Genomic DNA, 17645 nt, shown 5'->3' with positions numbered 1-17645 from the left:
GGTTCGGGACGGGGAAGATCCCGCGATCGTGCGGCAGTGCCGGGAGGGCGTCCGCGGCCACGATGGGGCGTGTCGGCCCGCCGTCACCGGACGGCGGCGCGAGCTCTGAGGAAGCCTGATGACGCAGATCACGGGAACCCGCCGTGACGGGGTGATCCACGTCCCGGCCGGTACGGGACCGTCCCTCTGGATACCGGAGGACACGCAGTCCGAGGACGCGCTGGGGTCGGTGAAGGCCACGTACACCGTGAAGGTGGACAGCGCGACCACGGGCGGCACGCTGTCGGCCGTGGAGGCCTCGGTTCCGCCGGGCAGCGGCCCGCCGCCGCACGCCCACGACCACGCGGACGAGGCGTACTACATCCTGGAGGGCACCTTCGAGGTGCTCGACGGCGACCGGCTGATCACCGCGCGCCCGGGGGACTTCGTCTTCATCCCGCGCGGGACGACGCACCGCTTCAAGAACGTGGGCGCGGACGCGGCGCGGATGCTGTTCCTGTTCACCCCCGCCGGTTTCGAGGGCCTGTTCTACGAGATCGGCGAGCGGGCGGTGCCGGGGCAGCCGTGGCCCCGGGTGACGGAGAAGGACGTCGAGCGCGCCGGCGAGGCGGGCCCGCGGTACTTCCCCTGAGCCGCGCTCCCGGCGGCCGCCGGTCCGGCCGCGTACGGCCGCTGCCGGCGGCGGTCGCTCACCGTGGGTGGCCGTCCGCCTGATCGGCCGTCAGCGGAGGCATCCCGGTCCTGCCGACGAGCGCGGCCGCGGCCGCAGCCCCCGGGCGGGCCTCGGCCAGCCGGGCGGCGCCGATCCGCACGAGGAGGGCGAGCGAGGCGAGGTCGCAGTACGAGGGCCGGATCACCGGGACGGCCCAGTAGACCGGCGTCACGGTCGTGTACTCGCACAGCCCGGCGGCCGGGACGCCGAGGTGCGTGCGCGGCGGGAGGTACTCGACGCCCGGTGCGGTGGTGTCCCACGCGAGCCGGTCCTCGGGCCGCAGCAGGGCGTAGTAGTTGCGGCCCCGGCCGTCGTGGATGACGGGCCCGTTCAGCCGGTCGGCCAGGACGTAGCCGACGTGGTCGTTGTCGGCGGACTCGACCGCCGCCCGCACCAGGCTCTCGGGGATCCGTACGGCCCCGAACACGCCCCCGGTGGGCAGCACGGCGATCCCGCGCTCCGCCCACTCGGCATGGGCCTGCCGGGGCTGGTCATGGCTCTGGGCAAGCCAGTCGGACACGGCCGTACGCCTGCTCATGCCGGTGCTCCTACCGTCGTTCAGCGGGTGGTGGGACAAGCGTGAGGGACACCGGCGTGAAGAAGGGGCCCGGTTCGGGCCCCCTCGTTCACGCCGCCGACATGCCGATGTCGACGGCCAGTCGGCTCGCTCGCTGCCGTCGCTCCCGCGGGCGTGCCTCGCTCTCCTCCAGCACGATCCTGCGGGCATAGCCGTTGTAGCGGACCGTCTCGGGGGCAGCTTCGTAGGCCTGCTCCAGTGTGGTGAGCGCGGTCTCGTACTGGCCGTCCAGGTGGTACGCGCGCGCCTGCTCGATCCGGTGCCGGGCCCGTCGCGGGCGGGACGGGATCGCTTGCGCCTCGGCCCGGTTGGCCTGCCGCGCGGACTCTCCGCCGTTCCGCAGCTCCACGGCGACCGTCACGCCGTGCGCGCCCATCACGGCCCGCCCGAAGGACGTGACGGGGTGGAAGTAGTCCGCCGGCAGCCGCTGGGCGATTCGGTCCGCCCGGTCCCACCAGCCCCACGCGGTACCGCTGTCGATCCGGCGTGCCGCCGTGTACCCCGCCTCGAACTTCAGTGCCCCCGTGATGGCCTGCACCTCGACGGGGCCGTCTGCGAGCCGGGGCTCCAGCAGCTCCAGGGCCTTCATGGTGACCGCGTCCGCCGCGTCGTAGTGACCCGGGCCGGAGTCCCTGTGTGCCTGCGCGGTGAGCCACGCCGCCACGCCGATGGCGTGCGGGTCCTCGGACTCCTGCGCGGCGACCATGCCGCGCTCGGCGACACGCCACAGGAGCGCCGAGTCCGGCTGATACGCCACGAAGAACTGCGTGAGCGAGTACGTCTCGGACAGGACCGCCTGGGCGGCCCGCCGCTCGGGGCCGGTCTCCGCCTCACGCACGGCCAGTTGGGCATCCCGGATCAACCCGGGAAGCAGGTCGCCCAGGACCTCGCGATGGTTGGGCGCGCTGTGCCGGGCGCTCCACGCCGCGGCGAGCGCGGCGCGCAGGTAGGCCGTCGACGGCGCAGGGCCGTCCCCGGGGAAGGGGAACGCGTCCAGGGCCGCCCGCACGGCCGGCAGCTTTGCGTGTCCGGGGCCCGTGAACAGGTCGACCCGCGGCCCGCCGCCGATCTCGCCGACGAGGTCGTTCAGGCTGCGGACGCGCAGGGCCTCGGCAATGCGGAACAGGTCGGGCAACCGGGGGACCTTGAGCTTGCCGCCCTCCACCTTCTTGACCCAGGACTCGTGGTGTCCGAGGAGTCCGGCCAGCTGCTCGCGGGTCATGCCTCTGCGGTTGCGGTAGATCTGGACCCGCTGCCCGAAGCGCACCGGGTCGTCGTACGGGTCGGGGGTAGCGTCAGGTGACACGGCCTTGCCCCTCTCTGCACAGCTCGTCGCGAACAGCCTAGGCGGCAGGGCCTTCCGCTGTGATCGGGAGCGCGCGAAAGCCCCCTCCCGTAGCCGGCGGGCCGGAGCAGGAGGACATCGCCCGGCAGACCACACCCCGCGGCGCGGATGTGGCCGGCCGGTCCGGATCTCGGTGGCCGAGACCGATCTGACAGACCCCCACCGGACGTGTTTGACCTGCCATTTCACGGGTTGTTAGGTTCCTCGGCGGTCTTGTGGACCAGGAGGTTTCCCCCCGCTGCCGACGGCGAGGGCCGAGTGAGAGGCAGGAACCGCCGCGTGACTCCCCGGCTCACCTCACCCACCATCGGGCGCGACGCCGAGCTGGCCGCCCTGCGCGACGCCCTGGCCGCCACCGCGGCCGGCGCGGGCCGGTGCCTCGTACTCAACGGCCCCGCCGGCATCGGCAAGAGCCGCCTGCTGGCCGAAGCCAGGGCCGAGGCCGGGCGGCTGGGCATGGCCGTCGCCGCCGGCCGGGCCACCGAACTCGACCGCGTCGCCCCCCTCGCCACCCTCCTCACCGCCCTGCGCGGCAGCACCCCGCCCGTCGTCGACGGCGCCGGCATGGCCGCCCTCGGCGCCGCCGGCAGCCAGGTCACCAACCGCTTCTGGCTGGTGGAGCAGCTCGGCGAGCTGATCGAGGAGTACGTGCGCCTGCGCCCCCTCCTCATCGTGCTGGACGACGCCCACGCCGCCGACGAACTGACCGCCGTGGCCCTGCAGATCCTGGTGCCCCGCCTCCAGTCCTGCGCGGTGACCTGGCTGCTGGCCCAGCGGCCGGGCCCGGCCAAGGCCCCCATGCACGAGGTCACCGTCCGGCTGGTCGAGGAGGGCGCGGTACAGCTCACGCTGCCGCCGCTGGACCCGGAGGCCATCGCCGAGGTCTGCACGCACGTGCTGGGCAGCCCGCCCGCGCCCCGGCTGAGGGCGCTCGCCGCGCGCAGCGACGGCAACCCCTTCCTGCTGGAACAGCTGCTCACCATGCTCAACGACCACGGCTGGCTGCAGACCGCGGGCGGCACGGTCACCTCGGTGGCCGAGGACGGGCTGCCCGCCGGCTTCCTCTCGGCCGTCGAGTACCAGCTGCGGCACCTCTCCGAGTCCGCCCACCGGCTGCTGGAGGCCGCCTCGGTCTTCGGCCGCCCCTGCACCGTCCACGAGGCGGCGCGGCTGCTGGGCCGGTCCGCCGTGGCCGTGGTGCCCGCCGTCGAGGAGGCCGTCGCCGCGCACGTGCTGGTGGACGACGGGACCGCCCTCGCCTTCCGCCACGACCTGATCAGGGACGCCGTCTACGGCAACCTCTCCGGTGCCGTCCGCCAGACCCTGCACCAGGAGGCCGCCGTGCTCCTGGAGGACGAGGGGCGGCCCGGGGCCGAGGCCGTGCTGCACCGCATCCGCGGGGCCCGGCCCGACGACCCGCGCACCCTGGAGGCGCTGTCCCGGGCCGTGGACGAGGTGGCGCCCATCGCCCCCTCCACCGCCGCCGACCTGATGCTCCAGCTGCTGGACCTGCTGCCCGCCGACTCGGCCTCGCGGCCGCACGCCATCGCCGAGACCGTCCGGCTGCTGGCCGTCTCCGGACGGCTCGGCGAGGCCCAGGGGCTGGGCGAGCAGGCACTGCGCGGGCGGGTGGACCCGGCGTACGAGGCCACCATGTACGTGGGCCTGTGCGACGCGCTCAAGCACGCCGGGCAGGACGCCACCGTCATCGAGTACACCGCCCGCGTGCTGGCCCGCCCCGGGATACCCGAGCCGGTCCGGGCCCAGCTGCTGGCCATCCAGTCGCACGCGATGCTCGTGGTGGGCGACAGCGCCGGCGCGGAGCGGTCCGCACTGGCCGCGGCGGCCGACGGCGAGCCCTCCGCCTTGGTGTACGCCGAGTCCGCGCGCAGCGCCGCCGCACACGCCCGCGGTGACGTGTCCGACGCCATCGCCATCGCCTCGGAGGCCGTGGAGGTCGCCGACCAGGACGGCGGCGACGCCCGCCACCGCCACCCCCGGCTCTGGCTGGGCCGGGCGCTGGTGGCCGCGGACCGGTTCAGCGAGGCCGAGGCCGTGTACGAGCTGGGCGAGCGGGAGGCCCGTGAACTGGGCACCGCCTGGTCGCAGCCGCTGTGGCACTTCTACCAGGCCGAACTGCGGCTGGCCGCCGGCCGTCTGGACGACGCCGAGGCCGAGGCGCTGGCGGGGGAACGGGTGGCCCAGCAGCTCACCGCCCTCGCCCTGCTGCCCTCGCTGCTGGGGCTGCTGGCGGACGTGGCCGTGCACAAGGACGAGCTGGGCCGGGCCCGTGACCTGCTGCGCCGGGCCGTGAAGCTGGGCGACACCGGCAACGGCACCACCACCGAGGACCTGGCCTGGCCGCAGGCGCAGCTCCAGGCCGCGCAGGGCGACGGCGCCGCCGCCTTCGCGACCCTGGCCGCGGTGTACGGGACGGTCGGCGAGCGCCCGCTGCTGCTGACCCTCACGCCCTGGGCGGCGCCCGCGATGGTCCGCATCGCGCTGGACGCGGGGGCCCGTACCGAGGCCGGCGCGGTCGCGGCGACGGTACGCTCCCTGGCCGCCTCCGCCACCGCCGTGCCCTCCCTCCAGGGCGCCGCGGCCCACGCCGAGGGGCTGCTGCGCGCCGACACGGACGCGCTGCGGGCGGCCGTGGAGGCGTACCGGGACAGCCCGCGCCGGCTGGCCCGGGCCGCGGCGCTGGAGGACCTGGCCCTCGCGGAGGCGGCGGCGGGCGCCCGGTCGCGCGGGGTGGCGCTGCTGGAGGAGGCCCTGGAGCTGTACGCCTCCTGCGGGGCGGTCCGCGACGCCGCGCGCACCCAGCGGGCGCTGCGCGGCATGGGCGTCCGGCGCAAGCGCTGGCAGCAGACCGCCAGGGCGCAGACCGGCTGGGACAGCCTGACCGGCGCGGAGCTGCGGGTGGTGCGGCTGGTGGCGGAGGGCCTGACCAACCGGGCCACCGCGGAGCGGCTGTTCCTCTCCCCGCACACGGTCGACACGCACCTGCGGCGGGCCTTCGCGAAGCTCGGCGTGTCGACCCGCGTCGAACTCGCCCGGCAGGCCATCGCGCACGACGACGCGAACGATCGCGTAAAGGCGTGATGCCGGGCGCCCCCTATCCCGGAAAGGCTCGGACCGCACAACGTTCCGAAATCAAGGGAAGAGGGAGCATGTCTCTGCAGAACAAGGTCGCCATCGTCACCGGCGCCACCCGCGGCATCGGCCGCGCCGTGGCGGAGCGCCTGGGCCGTGAGGGCGCCGCCGTGGTCGTCAACTTCCGGGCCGGACGCGAGGGCGCCCAGCAGCAGGCGGAGGACCTCGTCGGCAAGATCAAGGCCGACGGCGGCAAGGCCGTGGCCGTGGCGGGCGACGTCAGCAAGGCGGGCGACGTCCAGGGTCTCTTCGACGCGGCCGAGCGCGAGTTCGGCGGCGTGGACATCCTGGTCAACAACGCCGCCGTGTTCGCCGCAGCCCCCATCGAGTACCTCTCCGAGGAGGACTTCGACCGGCTGATCGGCACCAACCTCAAGAGCGTCTTCTTCGCCGGCCAGCAGGCCACCTCGCGCCTGCGCGACGGCGGCCGCGTCGTCAACGTCGCCGCGGGCCTGCCCAACGGCGGCATCGCCTTCATGGGCGCCTACGGTGCCACCAAGGCCGGCGTCGAGGTGCTCACCCGGTCCCTGGCGCACGCCCTCGGCGGCCGCGGCATCACGGTGAACGCCGTGGCCCCCGGCCCGACCGACACCGAGATGCTGGCCGACGAGGCCCGCCAGATGGTGGACCAGATCACCGGCAGCACCCCCCTCGGCCGGCTCGGGCAGCCGCAGGACCTCGCCGACGTGGTGGCCTTCCTCGCCGGCGACGACTCGCGCTGGATCACCGGTCAGGTCATCGGCGTCAACGGCGGCTTCGAGTAGCCGAGCCGGGCCCTGGAGCCAGCCAGGCGCCCCTTCCCGTGACGACGCTGTGCGCCGGGTCCGCTCGCGGGCCCGGCGCACCCCTACGAACAGGAGTTCCCCATGCGTCGCCTGACGCGCAGAAACCTCTTGGCAGGGGCGACCGCGGTCGCCGGCGGAGCCACCCTCGCCGCGGCCCTCCCCGGCTCCGCCCTCGCCGCCGACGAGGCCCCCGCCGCGGAGGCCGGGCTCACCCCCACCACGCCCGCCGTCTCCGTCACCCCCGCGGACCCCCGCTACCCCGACCTCGCCCGCGGCGACAACAACCGCTGGATCGGCACCCCCGAGCAGGTCGTGGTCGTCTCCACCACCCAGCAGGCGCTGGACGCCGTCCAGCAGGCCGTGACCGCCGGCCGCCGGATCGCCGTGCGCAGCGGCGGCCACTGCTACGAGGACTTCACCACCAGCGCGGACGTCAAGGTCGTCCTCAACCTGTCCGAGATGCGGGCGGTGTACTACGACTCCGCCCGCCGCGCCTTCGCCATCGAGGCCGGCGCCTCCCTCGGCGACGTCTACGAGCAGCTGTACCGCAAGTGGGGCGTGACCATCCCCGGCGGCTCCTGCCCGACCGTCGCCGCCGGCGGCCACATCGCCGGCGGCGGGTACGGCGTGCTCAACCGCACCCTCGGACTGACCGTCGACCACCTCTACGGGGTGGAGGTCGTCGTGGTCGACGCGGGCGGCCGCGCCTCGGTGGTCGTCGCCACCCGCGACTCCACGGACGCCCGGCTGCGCGACCTGTGGTGGGCGCACACCGGCGGGGGCGGCGGCAACTTCGGCGTCGTGACCCGCTACTTCATGCGCAGCCACGGCATCACCAGCACCGATCCCGCGAAGCTGCTGCCGAGGCCCCCGTCCGAGGTGTGGATCGCCTCGTACGACCTCCCCTGGGACGGCCTGACCCAGGCCGGCTTCAGCCGGATGCTGCTCAACTTCGGTGCCTGGCACGAGCGCAACAGCGCCGCCGGCACCCCCGCGGCCGCGCTCTTCAGCCGCTTCATGGTGATGCACAGGGCCGGCGGCCGGCACACCCTGCCCATCCAGATCGACGCCTCCGTGCCCGGCGCCGAGCAGATGATCGCCGACTTCGCGGCCGCCGTCGCGGAGGGCACCGGCATCACCCCGCGCCTGACCACGAAGCTGCGCATGCCCTGGCTCAAGGCCACCCACTGGTCCGGCATGTTCGGCGGCGACGGCACCGGCCGCGCCGACTTCAAGTCCGCGTACATGCGGAAGAACTTCACCCCGGCGCACACCGCGGCCCTGTGGAAGCACCTGACGCGGGAGGACTACGGCAACCCCTTCGCCCTCGTCCAGATCTCCGGCTACGGCGGCCGCACCAACACCGTGGCCGCCGCCGACACCGCCGTGCCCCAGCGCGACTCCATCATGAAGCTGATGTACCTCGTCGGCTGGCAGGAGCCCGCCCAGGACGCCGCGCACATCGCGTGGATACGTGACGTGTACCGCGAGGCCTACGCGGAGACCGGCGGCGTGCCCGTACCCGGGGACGTCATGGACGGCTGCTTCGTGAACTACTGCGACATCGACCTCGGCGACCCGGCCCAGAACACCTCCGGGGTCCCGTGGACCACCCTGTACTACAAGGACAACTACCCGCGCCTCCAGCGGGCCAAGGCCACCTGGGACCCCCGGAACGTCTTCCGGCACGCCCAGTCGGTGCAGGCCGCCTCATGACCCTGCGCAGCCAGGGGGCCCTCTTCGGGCCCGGGGAGGGCTTCGTCCTGCCGCGCCCCAAGGTGACGGAGCGGCTGGCGCTGCCCGCGTCCGCCACCGGCGGCGGCCTCACCATCATGGAGATCACCGTCGAGCCGGGGGGCCTGGTGGCCCCCGAGCACACCCACACGCGGGAGGACGAGTCCGCGTACGTCGTCGAGGGCGAACTCACCCTCAAACTGGGCCGGGAGCTGCTCACCGCGGGCGCGGACAGCGCGCTGTTCGCCCCCCGCGGCACCCCGCACACCTTCTTCAACGCGGGCAGCACCACCGCCCGGATGATCCTCGTCGTCACGCCCGGCAACCTGGACGAGTACTTCAAGGGCATCCCCGCCCTGGGCGCCGGGGGCCCGCCGCCGCCCCACCGGGTGGCCGAGCACGCCGCCGAGTACGGGATGGCGCTGCGCCCCGAGAGCCTCGCGGAACTCGCCGAGCGCCACGGGGTCACCCTCTGATCACGCCGGAGTGAGCTGTTCCGCGCTCTCCGTCGGCCCGGGTTCCGTGCGGCGCCTGCCGCGCAGGACCCGGGCCGCGACCGCCGCACCGGCGAGGACGAGCAGGACGCCCGCGGCGGGCCACGGGACGGCCAGGAACTCCGCCTCGCCGCTCTCCTCGGTGTCGGGGTGGTCGACGGCGGTGGCCGTCACCCGGACCGTCACCCAGTCCAGCTGCGGGGAGTCGGCCCACCGCTCGGTCAGCTCGATCCGCTGGCCCGGCAGCAGCACCAGCCCCAGGTCGCGGGGGGCGCGGTCCAGCACATTCCGGCCGAAGAGGCCCTCTGCGCGGACGGCCACCTTCGGGCCGATGACCACGTTGCCGCGGTTGACCAGGGCGTACCTGACGGTCGCGTGCGCGTCCTTGGTCCAGGGCAGCAGCGGCGCGCCGCGTTCGACCCGTACGTCCTCGACGCTGACGGCGGGGGTGACGGGGCCCGGCACGCGCAGGTACAGGCGGGCGCCCACGGAGCGCCGCACGCCGACCTGGACCTTGCCCTCCTTCTTGATCCCCTCGACCTTGGTGTTGAGGGCGACGATGCCGCCGACGTGGTCGCCGGGGCTCGCGTCCTCGGGCACCCGGACGGTGAAGGGGATGTCCTGGCGGCCCTTGGCGGGGACGGTCACGGTGCGGCCCGCGACGTCCGCCGGCAGCCGGACCCAGGTCCCCACGTCCTTGGGCTTCGTCTCGACCGGGAGCAGCGCGAAGGCGCCGCCGACGGGGGTGTTCACGGCGTCGGTCGCGAAGACCCGGAAGGTGAGGGGCGCGTCGGAGGAGTTGGTGAGGGTGACGCTGTCGGCGATGGTGGTGCCGGCCGCGCCCTGGTGGAAGAAGTAGGCGCGGCTGGTGGTCTTCTCGCCCGCGGCGGGGGTCGGGAACACGGCCCAGGTGCCGTTCTCGGCGGCCGCGGCGGTCGTGGCGGCGGGCAGCACGCCGGCGACGGCGAGCAGGGCCCCCAGCAGGCAGAGCAGCGGGCGGGGTATGCGCATGGGCTCGGCTCTCCAGGTGCGGGACGACGAGGGGTACGCGGACCTCGTGCGGGAACGCGGAAGGCGGTGCGGGGCCGGGGCCCCGCACCACCCGGGTGGATCAGGCGATCGAGAAGGTCACGACCGACTGGTAGGTGTCCGCGAACATGAACGCGGGCAGCTGGATCATCGCGCCGCCGCCGACCGCGAACTCACCACCGGTGAGCTCGTCGCCCCCGGCGGCCTGCGAGGCCACCTTGAGCGGGACGTCGGTGATGGCACCCGCGGCACCCGCGGTGCAGGGGCTCGGGCTGTCCGGGTTGGTCACGGTGCAGGACGGCTGGATGCCGAGGCCCGCCGCGAGCGAGTGACCGGTGGAGCTGTTCAGGAACGGCGTGCGGGTCACCGTCAGGTCCCAGCCGAGGGTGCCGCCGCGGAAGTCCTGGACGGTCGCCGCGTTGAAGGCGCCCACCACGGACTGCTTCTTGCCGTTGATCGTGATCGCGCCGAAGTCGAGCGTCGGCAGGCCGGCCGTGGGGCCGAGCGCCAGCGGCCCGGGCAGGACCTCGATGTCGACCGGGTGCGGGACGCCCTCGACGGGCGCGATGTAGCTGAAGGCCTTGCCCGCGGTCGAGCCGATGCGGATGTTGTCGGCCTTCTTGGTCACGGTCAGGGAGCAGGACGCGGCGCCGGAGGCGTCGGCCGTGCCCGTACCGGTGTCACCGGTGTCCACGCCCGCGAGGGAGGCGGCGCAGGTCACGGCGCCGGGCGGGAAGTTGGCGCCCGTCGCGACGACCGCGGTGTTCGGCCCGCCGCTGTTGGGCGTCAGCTTGGTGGTGACCGGGTCCTTGGGCAGGGCCTCGACCGCGATGGAGGCCACCGTGGCGCTGGGCCGCGGCTGCGGCGTACAGGTGGTGACGTAGTCCATGCCGCCCAGGTTGGCGACGGTCACCGCGAGGTCCATCTTGAAGTCGAGCGTGGTGCCCTCGGTGCCGTCCGGGATGGTGAGGTTCGCGGTGAACGGCTTGGCGTCCAGCGGCACCCCGGGGGTGACGGTGACCGATTCCTGGGGGCTCGTGACCGTGATCGGCTGGCCCGGGACACCCACGAACGTGATCTTCGTGGTGTTCAGGGTGGTCACCGCGAACGCCGGCACCAGCGGGCTGGGACCCGGGTCGATGGTGATCGGCACGGTGTCCCCGGCCTTGGCCGTGTCCGGCAGGGTGATGGTGAAGTCCTGGTTGCCGGACCCGTCGGTCTGCGGCGCGGGCGCGTCACAGTTCATGAAGATGGTGGTCGTCTTGGTGGCCGCCTGCGCCGTCCCGGTCAGGCCCGCCACGCCGCCCAGGGCCAGGGTGAGGGCGCCCGCCCCGGCAAGGATTCTTCGTCGGTAACTCGTACTCACTTCGGTCGCGACTCCTTCGTCATGACGAGCCCTCCCCCACACCCGCTTGTGCGGGGGAGTCCGAGCCGGTGCGGTGGCCGACATTGACGCGTCGCGGTGATGAGAAGTCAATGACTTGCATTCCCGGGAAACGCACAGAAATTGATGTCCCATCAGGACCTGACCCGGAATGCTTCCGGGCCGGTGCAGGTCAGGCGGCCGGTGCGTGCAGCAGCAGGTTCGGCGTCTCCTCCGGTACGCCGGTCAGCGCGCCCGGCGTGGCGTCCGCCCGCAGCGCCGTGTCGATCTCCGCGGGGGACGCGGCCGGGTGGGCGGCCAGGTACCGGGCGATCACGCCCGCGACGTGCGGCGCGGCCATGGACGTGCCGGAGGCGGTGACGGGTTCGCCCGGCGTGCGGCCGGCGGAGGTGACGTCCACGCCCGGTGCGTACAGGTCCAGGCAGGGACCGTGGTTGGAGAAGCCGGCCGCCGAGTCGTCCGTGTCGCTCGCGCCGACGGTGACCGCCGTGGGCTCCGCGGCCGGGGAGGTGGTGCAGGCGTCGCCGCCCTCGTTGCCGGCCGCCACGGTGTACGCGATGCCGCGCTCGACGGAGCGGCGGATGGCGTCGTTGAGTGCCTGGCTCAGGGGGCCGCCCATGCTCATGTTGGCCACCGCGGGACCGTCGCCCGCCCGGGCGCTCACCCAGTCGATGCCGGCCAGCACGTCGGCCGTGCTGGCCGTGCCGCGGCAGTCCGCCACGTGCACGGCGACGAGCCGCACCTGCTTGGCCACCCCGTAGGTGGTGCCCCCGATGGTGCCGGCCACGTGCGTGCCGTGGCCGTTGCAGTCGCCGGGCTCCAGGTCGTCCGAGGCCGTGAAGCCGGTGGACGCGCGGCCGCCGAACTCCGGGTTCCCGGCCTCGATGCCGGTGTCGACGACGTACGCGGTGACCTCGGCGGCGGCCGCGGGGGCGGCGTACGTGTACGTGCCGGACAGCGGCAGCGCGCGCTGGTCGATGCGGTCCAGGCCCCAGGGCGCCCCGGTCTGGGTGAGGGGCTGCTCGTCGGTGATGCGGAACTCGCGGTCGGGTTCGAGGTAGTCGACGCGGGGGTCGGCGGCCAGGGCGCGGGCGCGCTCGGGCGTCAGCCGGGCCGAGTAGCCGCGTACGGCGCTCTCGTAGACGTGCTCGACGGCCCCGCCGGAAGCGGCGGCCAGCGCCCGCGGACTCCCGGCGGCCCCGTCCCGCAGCACGACGATCCACCGCCCGGTCTCCTCGGCATCGGCGCGGGTCCCGACGGCTCCGGCACTTCCGGCACCCGCGGCCGGGGAGCCTGCCGGGCTCCCGGCGGCCACGGCGGCGGAGCCGGCCGGAATCCCGGCAGCCGCGGCCCCGGGAGTCACGGCCACGGGGCCCCGGGGAGACCCGGGACTCACGGCGGCGCGGCCCGCCGGAAGCCAGGGGCTCACGGCCACGGGACCCGACGGAGACCGGGGGACCACACTCCCGGAAGCGGCGGTCGACGGGGGCACGGACGCGGCGGTCGACGAGGACGCGGCAGCGTCGGGATCCGCGGCCGTCGCGGGGGCCGCGGCGGCGAACAGTGCGGCGGCGGCCAGTGCCGCCAGGGGTGTTCTGATCATGCCGCCGATGCTCCGCGACCCACCCCCACCGACCCCCAAGGCGCCCCGCCACACGGCAGGGGGGCCACCCGATCAGTCGCGCCGGCTGCCACCCACCGCACCGGCCCGCGCCGGCCCGGCAGGGCCGACGTGGCCCCGACCGGGGCCCACCCGGACCAAGCCGAACCGGACCTGACCCAGCCCAGCCAGCCGAGCCGGACCAAGCCGAGCCGAACAGCGCCCGGCCAAGCCCCGCCGCGCCCCGCCGGGGCGCCCCAGGAGCCGGCCTACTTGACCAGTCGGAAGCCGTGCTGACCGGACCAGGCACGCAGGAACTCCGCGGTGCCCAGCACCTGATACCCGTCGTCGGTGATGCCGAGCACGCCCGGAAGGCCGGCGACGACGGCCGCCTGGCCCTCCGCAAGCTCGGCGTTGGCCACGCCCCCGATCACGTCCATCACGGCAGCGGTCAGCAATGCGGTCGCCTGGTGGTCGACCGCCCCGTTGCAGCACGCGCTGACGTTCACGGCATGGGTGGGCCGGAAGCCGAGGACGGCCTCCGCCTCGGCCTCTCCCTCGTGCTCGGCCTCGAAGACGTCCTCGTCACCGGCACCGGGCCCCATCAGGTAGACGAGGAACGGCCGGTGCTCCGCCGCGAGCCGCGGATCGGACCCGAACAGGTCCATCAGCTCCTCGTCCAGGGTGGCCCCGCCGAAGCCGGGCGTAGGAAACGGTTCCCGGCCCACCCGGATCCCCAGCCGCCCCGCAGGCACCTGCACGTCGAAGAACCCGGGACGCTCCTCCTCGCAACGGGAGGAGATCCCCGCCATCAGCGAACGGAACTCCCGCAGCGCGGCGGCGGAAAGAGCCTCCGCCAACTCGATCACCAACGTCGGCCCGGACACACCGCAAGCCTAAAGGACGGTGCTCCCGCGGAACCGCGGACCGCCGGCCGGGGTGCGGGGTACTCAGCCCGGACACGGTCCTCGGAGCCCCGCCGGGGTCAGGCACCCGGCACGGGCGCCGGACCGTCGGGGTCCGGGAACTGCCAGTCGTGCATCGCGAAGACGCCCTCGTCGCGGCTGCCCGCCGCGCGGTAGGTGGCCAGGGCCGGGGCGTTGTCGGTGTCGACGCCCACCCACATGCCGTAGCAGCCGCGAGCGCGGGCAGCGGCGGCCAGGGACTCCGTGAGGGCGCGCCCGATGCCGCGGCGGCGGTGCTCCTCGTCCACCGACAGCTCGTACAGGCACATCTCGGTGCCCTTGTCCGGGTGGGTCATCTCGACGCCGGAGACCATGCCCGCCGGGTGGCCGTCGACGTACGCGATCAGCATCAGGTGCCCGGGCGCGGCCAGGAACCGCTCCGCCCACTCCCGCCTCACCGGCCCGTCGAACAGGGCCTCGGCCGCGACCAGTTCCGCGACGGTGCGGGCGGGGCGGATGTCGGCCGGACGTACGTCGGCGGGGCCGTCCGGACGCGCCTGCGCCAGACTGGCCGCCGGTTCGGCCGCCGGGCCGGTGACGCGGTCGTCCGTCCCGCCCTCCCCGGCGCTTTCCACCCCGTCGTCCGCACGGCGGCCCGGCTCCGGGCCCTGCGCGCCGCCCTCTCCACGGCCGCCCGGGCGACGGTCCTCGCGGCTGCTCATGCCGCCGAACCTAGACCCCTCCGGCCGCCACCGCCACGGCCGCCGCGAAACCGGCCGGCGCGGTCACGTCACGGACGGCCCAGCCCGGCGTCGGCGCGGGCAGCTCGGCGGTGCCCATGTACGGGTCCCGCAGCCCCTTCGCCAGGCCCATCCCCGTCCCCTTGAGGTACGCCTCCTTGCGCGCCCAGACCCGGCCCAGCAGCGGCGGCCGGGCCGCCTCCGGCAGGGCCAGCAGCTCGGCGGCCTCCCTCGGGTGGAGGGTCTCGACGAGGTCGGCGGTGGCCTCGGCGTCCGGGACCGCCTCCACGTCCACGCCGACCGGCCGCCCGGAGAAGGCCATCAGCGCCGCGTCACCGCTGTGCGAGAGCGAGAAGTGGAACGTGCCGGCGAGCGGCCCGGCCGGCGCGGGCCGCCCGTGCGGCGCGCCGCAGCCGGGGCAGTCCTCCCGTACGAAGGCCACCTCGCCCGCCGGCACCCCGAGGTAGCCGCCGAGCAGCACCCGCAGGCCCACGTGCGCCGCGAGGTAGCGCCGCCGGTCGAGGTCGCGGACCAGTCGGCGCGCACGGCTCCGCTCAGCGGCGTCGAGCAGCCCCGGCCCGTCCCCGGCGAGCAGCCCGTCGTCCACCCGCACCCCGCCGACCACCTCCCGCGTGGTGTCCAGCCGCCACAGCTCCACCGCCCCGCCCGCGGGCCGGTCGCCGGGACCGGTCCCCGGGGCGTCCCCGCCCAGCTCGTACTCGCCCATCCCGCGAGGGTATGCCGTTGGGCAGAGGCGGATCTCAGCCGGGAGTGGGATGAGCCGGATCCGTTTCCTCCGGATAATTTCCGCATGGCCCGCCCCTTCGTCCGCCCCCTCGCCGAGGCCGCCGCCGGGGCAGCCGTCTTCGCCGTCACCCACACCGTGCTCGCCGGCGCCGGCACCGGCGTCTCCCTCCCGCGCGAGGTCAAGGCGCTGATGGTGCTCGCCGCCCTCGCGCTGCTCGTCGTACGCCGCCGCCGGCCGGCGCTCAGCCTGCTGGGCACCGGCGCGCTGCTGGGCGCGCTGTCCTCCCTCGGGATGCTGATGGCCGTCATCGCGTACACCGCGGCCCGGCAGCTGCCCGGTGCCCGGCGGCGGGCGGTGCTGCTGCTCTCGGCGAGCGCGGTGACCGTCTGTTCCGCGGCCCTGTCCGCGCCGTACGAGGGACTGGGCTCCCTGCGGTACGGGCTGACCATCGGCGCGGTGGTGGCCGGGCTGACCGTGCTCGTGCCGGGGCTGGCCGGGGCGTCGGCGGGCCAGCAGGACCGCCTGGTCGCCGCACTGCGGGAGCGCAGCGAGACCGCGGAGGAGGCCTCGCGGATCCAGGAGCGCACCCGTATCGCCGCCGAGATGCACGACCTCGTGGGCCACCGGCTGAGCCTGATCTCCCTGCACACCGGTGGGCTGGAGATGGCCCTGCGCGGCCAGCCGCGGGACCTGCGCGAGAGCGCCGCCCAGGTGCGCCAGACCACCCGGGACGCGATGCGCGAACTGCGCGAGGTGCTGGGCGTGCTCGGGCCGCTGTCCCGCGACACCGGTACGGACGCGCTCACCGACGCCACCGGCACCCGCGCGGACATCGGGGCCCTGGTGGCGGAGTCGCGGGCCGGCGGGGTGGCCGTCACCCTGCACTGGTCGGGGCCCGACACGGACGTGCGGGAGGCCCGGGTGCGGCGGGCCGTGCACCGGGTGGTGCGCGAGGGCCTGACGAACGTCCACCGGTACGCCGCCGGCGCGCCGGTGTCCGTCGTCGTCACCCACACCGGCGAGCTGGCCGTCGTACGGATCACCAACGGCCCCCGCGCCGAGGGCCACCCGGCCGCCCCGCACGGCACCGGCCGGGGCCTGACGGCGCTGCGGGAACGCGTCGCGCTGCTCGGCGGCACCCTGGACGCGGCGCCCCGGCCCGACGGCGGGTACACGCTCACCGCCCGCATCCCGGCCACGCCGACGGACCCGGCCCGCCCCTCCACCGACCCGGGCCGTCCTGCGGGCGCCGGGGGCGCCGCCGACCCGGGGCGTCCTGGAGGCGCCCGGGGCGCCGCCGACCCGGCGGGCCCCGGTGCCCCGTCCCCCGTACCCGCCTCGGCACCGTCCGACCCCGCCGCCCCCGGCCTCCCCCGCACCGGGGCCGCCCTGCTGCGGCGGCTCGGCCAGGGCGCCACCGCGCTGCTCGGCATGGCCGGCGTGGGCGCGATGCTGATCCTGGGGCTGCGGCTCGCCGACGACCTGCGGCTCAGCCACGACTACGCGCCGCCGGAGCCGCCCCGCCTGGGCATGTCCCGCTCCGCGGCCGAACGCGCCGGCGCCGTGGACCACGAGCTGAGCCGGGCCGCCGCCGCGGGCCGTGAACCGCCCCGCCCGGCGGGCACCACCGACTGCGTCTACCCGTACTCGTACGACACCTCGGGCCCGAACTCGATCGAGCTCACCCGGTACTGTTTCAGCGGCGACGTCCTGACCGGTATCGACCGGTTCGACGTGCCGCTGGCGCCCGGGCGAGAGACCAGGAGCACCCCATGACCCCGCAGCGGCCCGTCCGCGTCCTGCTCGCCGACGACGAGCAGATGATCCGCACCGGAGTGCGGCTGATCCTGCGCCACGCCGAGGGCATCGAGGTGGTCGCGGAGGCTCCCGACGGCGCCCGCGCGGTCGAACTCGCCGCCGAGCACCGCCCCGACGTGGTCCTGCTCGACATCCGGATGCCCGTGCTGGACGGCCTCGCCGCCGTCGCCCCGCTGACCGCGCTCGTCCCGGCCCCGCAGGTCGTCATGCTGACCACCTTCGGCGACGAGGAGAACGTGCTGCGGGCCCTGGAGTCGGGTGCGACGGGCTTCCTGCTCAAGGACGAGGGCCCGGAGGAGCTGATCAGCGCGGTACGGGCGGCCGCCGCGGGCGACGCGGTCCTCTCCCCCGGCGTCACGGGCACCGTCATCCGCCGGATGCTGGCCGCCGGCACCGGCCGGCACCCCGGCCCCGACCCCCGGCTCGCGGCCCTGACCGACCGGGAGCGCGAGGTCCTGGTGATGCTGGGCGGCGGGCTGGCCAACTCGGAGATCGCCGGGCGGCTCGGCATCGGCGTCGGCACCGTCAAGACGCACGTCGGCTCGATCCTGGAGAAGACCGGCACGACCAGCCGGGTCCAGGCGGCCGTCCTCGCCCACCGCTCGGGCCTGCTGGCCTGAC

General features: G+C 75.2%; 15 protein-coding genes. 7 read left to right on the top strand and 8 right to left on the bottom strand.

Annotated elements, in window-relative coordinates:
• The first annotated feature begins 118 nt into the window (after positions 1–118).
• A complete protein-coding gene (locus ACIF6F_RS24760; RefSeq protein ID WP_399950398.1) occupies positions 119–631 on the top strand; it encodes a cupin domain-containing protein in 513 nt (170 codons plus the stop codon).
• Between the two features lie 58 nt (positions 632–689).
• Here the strand turns inward: ACIF6F_RS24760 and ACIF6F_RS24755 are convergent, their stop codons facing one another.
• Together ACIF6F_RS24755 and ACIF6F_RS24750 are read right to left on the bottom strand one after the other, a co-directional pair.
• Positions 690–1250 carry a hypothetical protein gene (locus ACIF6F_RS24755; RefSeq protein WP_399950395.1) on the bottom strand — a complete coding sequence of 187 codons (561 nt, stop codon included), beginning with the start codon at positions 1248–1250 and terminating at the stop codon, positions 690–692.
• Between the two features lie 88 nt (positions 1251–1338).
• Entirely contained in the window at positions 1339–2595 is a 1257-nt protein-coding gene (locus ACIF6F_RS24750; RefSeq protein WP_399950392.1) for a helix-turn-helix domain-containing protein, read from the bottom strand.
• A 318-nt stretch (positions 2596–2913) separates the two neighbouring features.
• Between ACIF6F_RS24750 and ACIF6F_RS24745 the strand changes: the two genes are divergently transcribed.
• The 4 genes from ACIF6F_RS24745 (at position 2914) to ACIF6F_RS24730 (ending at position 8782) form a co-directional block, all read left to right on the top strand.
• Positions 2914–5736 (top strand): ATP-binding protein, encoded by a 2823-nt coding sequence (locus tag ACIF6F_RS24745; protein ID WP_399950389.1) that lies wholly within the window; start codon positions 2914–2916, stop codon positions 5734–5736.
• 68 nt (positions 5737–5804) lie between these two features.
• Positions 5805–6551 carry a glucose 1-dehydrogenase gene (locus tag ACIF6F_RS24740; RefSeq protein ID WP_399950387.1) on the top strand — a complete coding sequence of 249 codons (747 nt, stop codon included), beginning with the start codon at positions 5805–5807 and terminating at the stop codon, positions 6549–6551.
• Positions 6552–6653: 102 nt separating this feature from the next.
• On the top strand, positions 6654–8288 hold the full coding sequence (locus ACIF6F_RS24735; protein ID WP_399950384.1) for an FAD-binding oxidoreductase: 1635 nt from the start codon (positions 6654–6656) through the stop codon (positions 8286–8288).
• Entirely contained in the window at positions 8285–8782 is a 498-nt protein-coding gene (locus tag ACIF6F_RS24730) for a cupin domain-containing protein (protein ID WP_399950381.1), read from the top strand. Before ACIF6F_RS24735 ends, ACIF6F_RS24730 begins: the two co-directional genes overlap by 4 nt.
• Here ACIF6F_RS24730 and ACIF6F_RS24725 read toward each other — a convergent pair whose 3' ends face one another.
• The 6 genes from ACIF6F_RS24725 to ACIF6F_RS24700 form a co-directional block, all read right to left on the bottom strand.
• The gene (locus ACIF6F_RS24725) at positions 8783–9811 is read right to left on the bottom strand and encodes a WxL protein peptidoglycan domain-containing protein (RefSeq protein ID WP_399950378.1); all 1029 of its coding nucleotides are present in this window, start codon (positions 9809–9811) and stop codon (positions 8783–8785) included. It lies immediately after the preceding gene.
• Positions 9812–9911: 100 nt separating this feature from the next.
• Positions 9912–11195 (bottom strand): hypothetical protein, encoded by a 1284-nt coding sequence (locus tag ACIF6F_RS24720; RefSeq protein WP_399950375.1) that lies wholly within the window; start codon positions 11193–11195, stop codon positions 9912–9914.
• Between the two features lie 190 nt (positions 11196–11385).
• Positions 11386–12816: a S8 family peptidase gene (locus ACIF6F_RS24715; protein WP_399950372.1), complete on the bottom strand. Its 1431-nt coding sequence runs from the start codon at positions 12814–12816 to the stop codon at positions 11386–11388.
• Positions 12817–13082: 266 nt separating this feature from the next.
• On the bottom strand, positions 13083–13700 hold the full coding sequence (locus ACIF6F_RS24710) for a DUF6368 family protein (RefSeq protein ID WP_399950368.1): 618 nt from the start codon (positions 13698–13700) through the stop codon (positions 13083–13085).
• Between the two features lie 98 nt (positions 13701–13798).
• Complete coding sequence (locus tag ACIF6F_RS24705) at positions 13799–14284, bottom strand: GNAT family N-acetyltransferase (protein WP_399950801.1); 486 nt, start codon at positions 14282–14284, stop codon at positions 13799–13801.
• A 166-nt stretch (positions 14285–14450) separates the two neighbouring features.
• Positions 14451–15185, bottom strand: coding sequence for a 4'-phosphopantetheinyl transferase family protein (locus tag ACIF6F_RS24700; protein ID WP_399950365.1), 735 nt, complete (start codon positions 15183–15185; stop codon positions 14451–14453).
• 84 nt (positions 15186–15269) lie between these two features.
• On the opposite strand from ACIF6F_RS24700, the gene ACIF6F_RS24695 reads away from it, so the two are divergent.
• Together ACIF6F_RS24695 and ACIF6F_RS24690 are read left to right on the top strand one after the other, a co-directional pair.
• Positions 15270–16982 (top strand): histidine kinase, encoded by a 1713-nt coding sequence (locus tag ACIF6F_RS24695; RefSeq protein ID WP_399950362.1) that lies wholly within the window; start codon positions 15270–15272, stop codon positions 16980–16982.
• On the top strand, positions 16979–17644 hold the full coding sequence (locus ACIF6F_RS24690; protein ID WP_399950359.1) for a response regulator: 666 nt from the start codon (positions 16979–16981) through the stop codon (positions 17642–17644). Before ACIF6F_RS24695 ends, ACIF6F_RS24690 begins: the two co-directional genes overlap by 4 nt.
• Position 17645 lies beyond the last annotated feature (1 nt).

The organism is Streptomyces sp. NPDC086023 (assembly GCF_044540325.1).
Classification (GTDB): domain Bacteria; phylum Actinomycetota; class Actinomycetes; order Streptomycetales; family Streptomycetaceae; genus Streptomyces.
Note: the sequence above shows the minus strand (reverse complement) of the source record. Positions and strands in the feature narration are given on the sequence as shown.